The sequence below is a fragment of the Moorena sp. SIO2C4 genome (assembly GCF_010672485.1).
Taxonomy (GTDB): Bacteria; Cyanobacteriota; Cyanobacteriia; order Cyanobacteriales; family Coleofasciculaceae; genus Moorena; species Moorena producens.
The window spans coordinates 1-8584 of the sequence record NZ_JAAHGN010000222.1; the positions used below are offsets into that span (position 1 = coordinate 1).

General features: G+C 42.6%; 6 protein-coding genes and 1 pseudogene. 2 read left to right on the plus strand and 5 right to left on the minus strand.

From position 1 onward, the window contains the following. Positions 1 to 128 precede the first annotated feature (128 nt). From F6K20_RS13935 to F6K20_RS13950, 4 genes and pseudogenes are all read right to left on the minus strand, one after another. A pseudogene (locus F6K20_RS13935) lies at positions 129 to 239 on the minus strand (NTP transferase domain-containing protein); the annotation flags it as partial. Positions 240 to 678: 439 nt separating this feature from the next. After that, positions 679 to 1650 (minus strand): tRNA (5-methylaminomethyl-2-thiouridine)(34)-methyltransferase MnmD, encoded by a 972-nt coding sequence (locus F6K20_RS13940; RefSeq protein WP_008181947.1) that lies wholly within the window; start codon positions 1648 to 1650, stop codon positions 679 to 681. 197 nt (positions 1651 to 1847) lie between these two features. Beyond that, a complete protein-coding gene (locus F6K20_RS13945; protein WP_267872008.1) occupies positions 1848 to 1979 on the minus strand; it encodes a hypothetical protein in 132 nt (43 codons plus the stop codon). A 791-nt stretch (positions 1980 to 2770) separates the two neighbouring features. After that, on the minus strand, positions 2771 to 2956 hold the full coding sequence (locus F6K20_RS13950; RefSeq protein ID WP_287255992.1) for a hypothetical protein: 186 nt from the start codon (positions 2954 to 2956) through the stop codon (positions 2771 to 2773). 295 nt (positions 2957 to 3251) lie between these two features. Here F6K20_RS13950 and F6K20_RS13955 point away from each other — a divergent pair, with 295 nt between their 5' ends. Together F6K20_RS13955 and F6K20_RS13960 are read left to right on the plus strand one after the other, a co-directional pair. Next, positions 3252 to 4349 (plus strand): tocopherol cyclase family protein, encoded by a 1098-nt coding sequence (locus F6K20_RS13955; RefSeq protein ID WP_008181943.1) that lies wholly within the window; start codon positions 3252 to 3254, stop codon positions 4347 to 4349. Between the two features lie 1050 nt (positions 4350 to 5399). Further along, positions 5400 to 7388 (plus strand): CLIPPER-2 domain-containing protein, encoded by a 1989-nt coding sequence (locus F6K20_RS13960; RefSeq protein ID WP_287263677.1) that lies wholly within the window; start codon positions 5400 to 5402, stop codon positions 7386 to 7388. A gap of 509 nt (positions 7389 to 7897) precedes the next feature. Here F6K20_RS13960 and F6K20_RS13965 read toward each other — a convergent pair. Continuing rightward, on the minus strand, positions 7898 to 8584 hold a 687-nt coding region (locus F6K20_RS13965; protein ID WP_287295033.1), incomplete at its 5' end, for a DUF819 family protein.

The following is an 8584-nucleotide window of genomic DNA, read 5'->3' on the forward strand; positions in this document are numbered from 1 at the left end:
ATAATTCAATATTAAACAGGCCATTTCAAACTGACTATAGCGAAAGGTCATATGGATACATGACGTTTGTCATGGAAATTTATCCATAAGTTTCATAAGCTGTAGAAGCAGTCATAAGCATTAGGTATGTTGAGCACTCGCTCCACTAGAGTTTGTGAACCCAAACGGTGACAGACTTTGGGCAGGTCAGATTTCATGCGAGTTCCGCGTCCTGCCGCTAGAATTGCTACTGCAACCATAGATTAGCTTTTTGCTTCCATCTTTGCATCCCTATCATACTCACACTTGACCTCAGTTTGATGTCATAAATGGGCAGTTTTTTTTAAGATGCAGGAGAGAGAATTAATAATTCAGGAGAAGAATGATGAATCTATTGGGAGAATAAATATAATTATTACCGATAAAACTCTGATTAATTGCTAATTAGCTTAAAATTAACTTATTATAAGGTCAGCAGTCAGCAGTCAGCGGTCAGCGGTCAGCGGTCAGTGGTCAGTGGTCAGCAGACGTAACTCAGATTAAACAAATGGTTACCTGTTTTATTCAAAAGCACCTTAAGTAGCGTGCGGGTAGCGCTATAGCTGATAGCTGATAGCTAAAAGCTGATAACTGAAAGCTATTAGCTTTCAGCTAATAGCTGAAAGCTGAAAGCTGAAAGCTGATAGCTGATAGCTGATCTTAACTATCAACTCTCAACCAACGCTTTTTCCAATGAGAGGTTGGTTCAAGTAAAGAGTTTTGCTGCTCTAGGCGGCGTCGGTGTAAAATGCCTGAGGCTGAGTCTGATAAATTCGGGTCTCGGTAAGGCACAGCAGCACGAGTTTGCAAATGTTCTTGCTCTCGGATTGATAAGCTAGGTAAATTAGCTTCAGTAAAGCTAGCTATAGTACCGGGTTGTCGATTTCCTACTTCAATGGTAGATCCAATCGTAAACCCAGCTGTGATCAGGGCAATTCTAACTGCTGCGGCACAAGAGTAGGTGGCTAGTCTACCGGTGTCTGAGCAACATTGGGCTAAGTGTTGAATAAATTCTAGGGTCCATAATTGAGGACAGTTAGGTGGGGAAAAGGGGTCAAGAAAGATAGCATCGGCTTGGAAGTTACCTTGTTGCACCTGTTGGATAGTCTCTCTGGCATCACCGAGATATAGTTGAGCTTGGAATTGCTCGGTTTCAACCAGTCCAGTAGTTGCCAGAGCCTCTAATAGTTGGGGGATAGGATCACGAAAGTGATTCAGCCAACCCTGAGCGATCGCAGCTTGTGGTACGGTAGAGTCTAATTCTAGGGCAACCAGTTGGACATGGCAGTGGGGATTTTGTGTCCAAATTTCCCCTAGGGCAGCAGCGGTGTTGTAACCTAGACCATAACAGATATCCAACAACCGTAGCACTGGCTGTTGGGCTTTTTGGGCTAGTTGGCAAGGTTTGACAAACTTCACCTGGGCTTCTTCTATGGCACCTTGTCGGCTGTGATAGGATTCACCAATTTCTGAACAAAAAAAGGTAAATGAGCCATCAGCAGTCATTTCCGGTGTGAATACCTTGTTATCGGGCATTAGGGATTTTAAAGGTTGAAGGTTATGGGGTTGAAGGTTGTCTGTCAGAATGCAGAATGTAGAATGCAGAATGTAGAATTCCAAATTCATAAGCATTCAGCCGTCAGCCTTCAGCTGTCAGCCGTGAGCCACGCTACACGAACGGGAGAATTTAATAGTTCGAGATTAATGAGAATTGAAAGTCTGAGGAAAAGCCCATCTAAGCCTATGCGCCTAGCGCATAGGATGATGGCTGATAGCTGAATACTTACCCAAATTCTAAATTCTAAATTCTAAATTCTAAATTCTAAATTCTAAAATGTTGAAGGTTGAAGGTGATGGGGTTGTTCGCCTTTGGCGTTCCTGTCGGGTAGGTTATTTGCCCAACATCGAACATGTAACCTGCTAACTTTCAACGCTTCTAGTTGGTAGGCACTGCCCACCATCGGATTATTGAAACTCCCCGCTCTAAAGAGACGGGGAGTTTCAAAAGAATTGGCGTTGCTGAATTAAGGTATAATTTAAATAATTACACAGAGAAGGATCTGGAACATCCCAAAATTTAAGATAGTGAATTACCAGAATGTCGCCACATTTCCTCGGATTTGGAGTAGCAAAAACTTTTTCGCTTGATAGACTATTTGGGTCCTGATCTTAACTAAGCTGTTGTGCATTTTAAATGCACAACAGCTTATTACTTACGACTCAAACGCCGAGGTCTAAACTTCGGTAGTGGTAAACAAGTAGCTAAACCACTACATCTTTACCACTACCTAAACTTGTTACCTCGTCCAAACGTTATTCGCGTTTAATGTTCCTATCCCGGCCCACTGTATTTGATTTTGATTAATCAGAGTACCTATTTGACACTCCCCGCCCTGTAAGGACGGGGATTCTTGCTTCAACGAGGTGACTTGTTTAACCAGGCCGGAGCCAGGAAAAATAGAGGTCTCTTCTCCACAAGCGTATTTAGTCTATGACCTAGGTTTCGGTGTGCCCCACCGTACCTAATCTAGTTAACAAGTTCGATAAACTTTTTCTTGATCTTATGTTTTCGTAGATATCCAAATCGTTAGATTTGATTATGCAATAAGCTGAGCTCTTAGCTTATTTTTTACATCATCTACTTATTTTAAGACTATGTTTATCTATAACATTATTGGTTTTTATCTTAACACGATGCGATAAAACCGTCAAGTCTTAATTTAAAAAAAAGCCGTCCTATAAGGACGGGGCTTTAAACCCAAATTTTTTGGTAAACTCGATCATCTGGGAAGTTAACTCGTATTACATCTGGGTCACTACAGATCACAACACCACGCCCATTTGGACGAGTACCCATAGTGATAGTAACCTGCATATCCTCCACTGTAATCTCAGATTGACCCTCAGATTGACCCCATGTTCCTGCTATACTCATCATTTACCTCTTGCTGTAATTAATTTCAATCAACACATTGATCATAGAAAATCTAACCCTGGCTTGACATTACCCTTGAGGGTACCTTTGATGTTAAGAATTATTACTGACATTAATCGGCATTGCATAGTAGGATTGACTTGGGTTGATTATCTGGCGAGAAATGTGATGCTATTACTCCCGGGAACGCAACTCCTCAAATCAGACCCTGATTCAGCAACGCCTAAGAATTAATGGCAAAATCCTGTTTCTCCCTAAGCTGAGACTATCAAAATTCAATCGAACCAAACCCTAGTCTATGACAGATCCTTTTCAAACACCCCACAGCGGATATCACTGGGACGGTAAGAGCGGACGCTTTTTTGAAGGTTGGTACTATCGGGTGACTTTACCGAATTGTGGTCAGACCTTTGCGTTTATGTATTCCATTGAAGACCCCATTGGTGGTCAACCCTATAGTGGTGGTTCAGCCCAAATTCTAGGCCCTGATGATCAGTATCTGTGTCGTACCTTTCCCCATCCGGAAGAGTTTTGGGGGTCATCGGAATCCTTAGGTCTAGGACATTGGGGTAAAACTAAATTACAAATTACTCCTCAATACCTTAACCCCGATAAATTTGAGTATCAAATCAAGGAAGGATATCAGGCTACAGCTACCTTGAATCAAGGGTTTATTCGGGACCCAGCCAGCGGAGGCTATTGTGATTGGCGCTATGAAATTAAACCGATTTATGGCTGGGGAGATCTGGGAAAAGCCCAGCAATCAACCGCTGGCTGGCTTTCGTTTTTACAGATATTTGAACCAGGATGGCAAATCTTGATGGCCCACGGTTTAGCCACTGGCTGGATTGATTGGAATGGTAAGCTCTATGATTTTACCAATGTCCCGGCCTATGGGGAAAAAAATTGGGGTCGTGCTTTTCCTAAGAAGTGGTTTTGGCTCAATTGCAACAGTTTTACCGATCAACCAGACCTGGCTCTAACTGCTGGTGGTGGTAGACGGGAAGTAGTGGGGTTGGCAGAAGCAGCTGCTTTGATTGGCATTCACTACGAAGGTAAATTTTATGAATTCGTGCCCTGGAATTCAGAAGTAACCTGGCAGATCCAGCCTTGGGGAAATTGGCAGATGCAAGGGCGCAATGGTGAGTATGAAGTAGAGTTAACTGGTACAACCGATTTACCTGGTACACTTCTACGAGCTCCCACGGAAAAGGGATTAAATTTCATTTGCCGAGATACTATGCAAGGTCAGCTGAAGTTGGAACTTAAACAACGACGTGGGGATAACGTTGAACCGATTTTGATAGCTGAAAGTAAGTTATGTGGATTAGAAGTTGGTGGTGATTCTTGGGAGAAACCTTGGAATTCTTCGGCTAAATTGCCTTGGGTTTTGTGAGACTATCCTGCCTTGGGGAGGGGTGCATCTCATATTTGAAAATCTTGGGTAGGGTGCGTTAGGGGGAGCCCTCATTTTCTCCCTCGTAGCCATGGTTATGTTGCTGCCCGTAACGCACCACCGGGTCAAACAGCTTTTAGGAGATGCACCCCTTGGGGAGTGTGGGGCCCGGGCGCGGGGAGGGTGGGCATATGGGGAGATGGGGCAAATTTTTATTAAGGCTAATTAGCCGACATTATATAACACCAGCATATCGGCAAATTTGCTACTTATTGATAGTGTTATTGGGCTACTAATACTTGGGTATTTTTTATTTTATAAAAGTCAACTAATCCACATAGTATAGCAGTCGCCAGGGTAATTAGGACATGACAAAAGTCTCAAACTACAGTATGGCAATAGTTTAACTTCTGACTTCTGACTTCTGCTATAGTAAGTCAGCTCGCGATCGCTTTTAGATTCAAAGTTTACGTCAAATAGCGTAGTACTTCGGAATAATTACTTAATTTTTATTGTCCGGATCGACTCAAAAATTTAATATGACTCTTGACTTTCAAAGGCTGAGGTAGCAAGAGCCATAAAAACCTTACTATATAAGGCTTTGAGTACAATTTAACCTATGGGCTGAACTGATTAACCAGTAAGGATTTAAGCTTGTCTGTCACCCCCCATAAAAAAACTATCAACGACAATGCTCACAAATAATTCACAAAGCAATGATTACCTAAATAAAGTGTTCAGATTGCTAATATTTGTTGAGTTTTTTATTGTCCAGCTTGACTCTAAAATTTTTTTCTGGTTAATATACATATTGGCTTTCAAATTTTTGAATTTAAAAGATGGCTTATGGGGCAATTTTAGCCCTAAATAGCTTAGCATATCAGGCTTTGATGCCAATGATTAAGCATGACTGGTTACAGTTGCAAATTAACCATGATTTATTTTTTTTAGTTTTGGCTTGCAAAAACTCAATCAATTGCAACGATTTGCAGGTTGGTTTATACTACGAAAGTCTCACGAATTTTATAGTTATAAAAGGAGAAATAAATTATGGCTGGTGGTGATTTTTCAGTTGATTTTGCAGCGGCAAATCCTGAGACATACGATCACAGTACAGGAGGAGGAACTTACGGTGATGGAGGAACGACAACTACCGTTGAATCTTTACAAGCTGGAGATTTTGAATGTGACGATATCGTTTCTTATTTTGCTGTAGTTACCGTAGATCAGAATCCAGCAGATGCGAATCAAACTATCGAACTTGATTTTTCATTTTTAGCTGATACAACTGGTCAATCAGGTGCTGCTATCAGCGACATTGTTAACGTAGAAGTAAATCCTGGCGATACTGGCAACATTGGTGATAATGACAGTACAGCTACTCTCACCAACGAGGGATTAACGGGCGATCTATTTCAGTCTGGCTCTGAGTTAGAGGGAACAGTAACCATTGATAACTTGGAAGCTGGAGAGCAGGTAGTTGTTCGTATTGATGTCCGTCTTGATTGCCAGGCTGGTAGTAATCCTACAGGTAATTTACAAGGGGCGTTAACAGGTGGTCGAGTTATTTCCCCTGTACAAGAAGGAATTAATACCGGAGAACAAACAATTCCTTTTCAACAATTCGGCAATTTAGATGTGCCACCTCTTCCTGACCCCATACTTGAACTTGAAAAAACAGCCAATGTTACAGAGGTTGATGAAGCGGGAGATGAGATCGAATATACCTATGAAATTACCAACACAGTTGAAGGTTCAGAAGCAACTAATATTACCTTAGTTGATGATAACTTTACCTCTGACACTGGCGATGATTTTAATCCAACTTTTGTTAGCGGTGATACTGATGGAGATGGTAATTTAGACTTTGGGGAAACTTGGGTATATCAGGCTTCCTATACCGTTACTCAAGCAGATCTAGATAATGGGGTTGATCTGGTTAATGTTGCTACTGCTGATAGTGCGGAAACCGAGCCAATCACCGATGATGCCACAGTCGGTGTAAAGCCGATGCCTGGTGTGGATCTGATCAAAGATGTAGCACTTACCAACGATGCTGATTCATCTCAAGATATTAGTGCAGGGGACGAACTTACCTATAGCTTCACTCTTGAAAACACGGGTAATGTCACCTTAACTGATGTAGGAGTGACAGACCCCTTACCTGGTTTAAGTGGGATCGACTTTGGTACTTTTGACGGAACTTTAGACCCAGGCGAGGAGGTAACTGGTACTGCTACCTACACTGTAACTGCAGCTGATGTTACAGCAGGTACAATTGAAAACACTGCTACCGTAGCTGCCGAAGACCCACAAGGCGAGGATATTACAGATACGGACAGTGAGATAGTTGATCTACCTGAACCAAAACTGGAGATCGACAAGATGTTTGTAGATTTTGTCGATAATGACGGCAATGGTATTGTTACTCAAGGAGACGATCTCAACTATACAATTAAAGTCAGTAGCACCGGAGATGCGAATTTAACTGATGTTACCGTTAGTGATCCCCTGACAGGACTTGATGAAACTATCGAGTTCCTAGGTGCAGGTGATATGAAAAGCTTTGAGGTTATCTACCGCGTATCAGAAACAGATGCACTCACCGGTCAAGTTCTCAACACTGGAATTGCTGATAGTACTCAAACCGATCCAGTACAAGATACTGTGGATGTACCTGTTAAATTGGCTGTGGATATAGACATTAAGCCCGGTTCCTTCCCCAGCTCCTTCAATTTAAGGGGTAACGGTACCGTACCTGTGGCAATCTTCGGTACCAGTGTTTTCGACGCGACTTCCATTACGGAAGTTTGCTTAGAAGAGTTTATGCCTGGTCCGTCTACAGGAGAAGGCTGCACCGAGGATATCAACTTTGAGGATGTGAACGGTGACGGTATTACAGATGCTGTAGCCAAGTTCAGTAAGCCCGATTTGATCGGTGTTTTAGACACAGATAGCGAGTTTGCTATGCTCACTGGCATGACAAGCAATGGGGTGATGTTTGTTGGTGTGGGCGACGTAAACGTTACCCAGGTGTAAAACACACTTCTGTATATTTACCCAACTTCCTCTGCTTCTGGTTAATTCCCCTATATCTACGTTCAAGATCAAAAAAACCCCAGCGGGTAGCTGAGGAATAAGTCAAGGTGCATCTACTATTCCTGAATCCAACCGGGGTCTACCTAGATCCGGAAATATTTCCAAAACATAGGGAAATGCGATATAGCGTTTTTCATGAGCTAAGGTACACAGGATTTTTTCCGACTTCCCTGCTCCGAAGTCCCTGCTCCGAAGTCCCTAAAATCCACTCCTAGTCAGTACCTCACCCAATTGAAAACTGCTATATAGCACTACGCATTCAGATGTTTTACATTGTCTTGATGCAGTCGCTCATGGGGGGAACCCCCAAGACCGTAATGGTGCGTTTTCCGTTGGCGAATTAAATTCGCCACGGGTCGCACCTCTGCATCGCTCCTAAACTCCGAAACTTAGTCATAGCTTACTTCTGACTTCTGACTTCTTACTTCTTACTTGCGCGTAGCGCTATATCAACCCAAAGAGCTAAGAAAATTCCCTAACCCGACACCAATAAACGTAGCTACTGCATAACCCAGAGTACCGCAAAGAATCGCTGGAGTAACTAGCTTATCCCACTGCCGTGCTGTCGCCATAGCCGCTGCTGTAGTTGGCCCACCCATATTAGCATTCGACGCAATTACTAACTCAGCTAAATCTAAACCCAACAATCGCCCAACTCCGAGTAAGACTAACAAATGGATGGCGAGAATTAATCCAGCAAAGATAAACAGAACTGATCCCACTCGCAGCACTATTTCCACATTAGCGCTGGCTCCAATTACAGCAAAAAATACCTGCATCAGCAGATAGCCAATTTTTTCTGCAGCCGTTATCCTACCTAAATAACTTGGGAATAGTGTCGCTAGCATCACAATTAAAACCGTTTCTACCAGAATTCCCCCTTTGTTGAAACCCAACCAGCTAGCGAGACCATAACCTACAGCACAAATGGTCATACTAATGGCTAATGCCAAACTGATATTGATAACAGAGAGTCCTTGTCGAGACTGGGAGTCAAAGACACTAAACTGACTAGAATTAGTATTCTCCTGAGAGCGCTGGTTAGGGAAAATTCCCCGTAGCCACTTCATGGAAGGTAAAGCAAACAGCACTAAAAAGTACAAGGTCATCACTAAATTATCTGCTGCTACCACAGA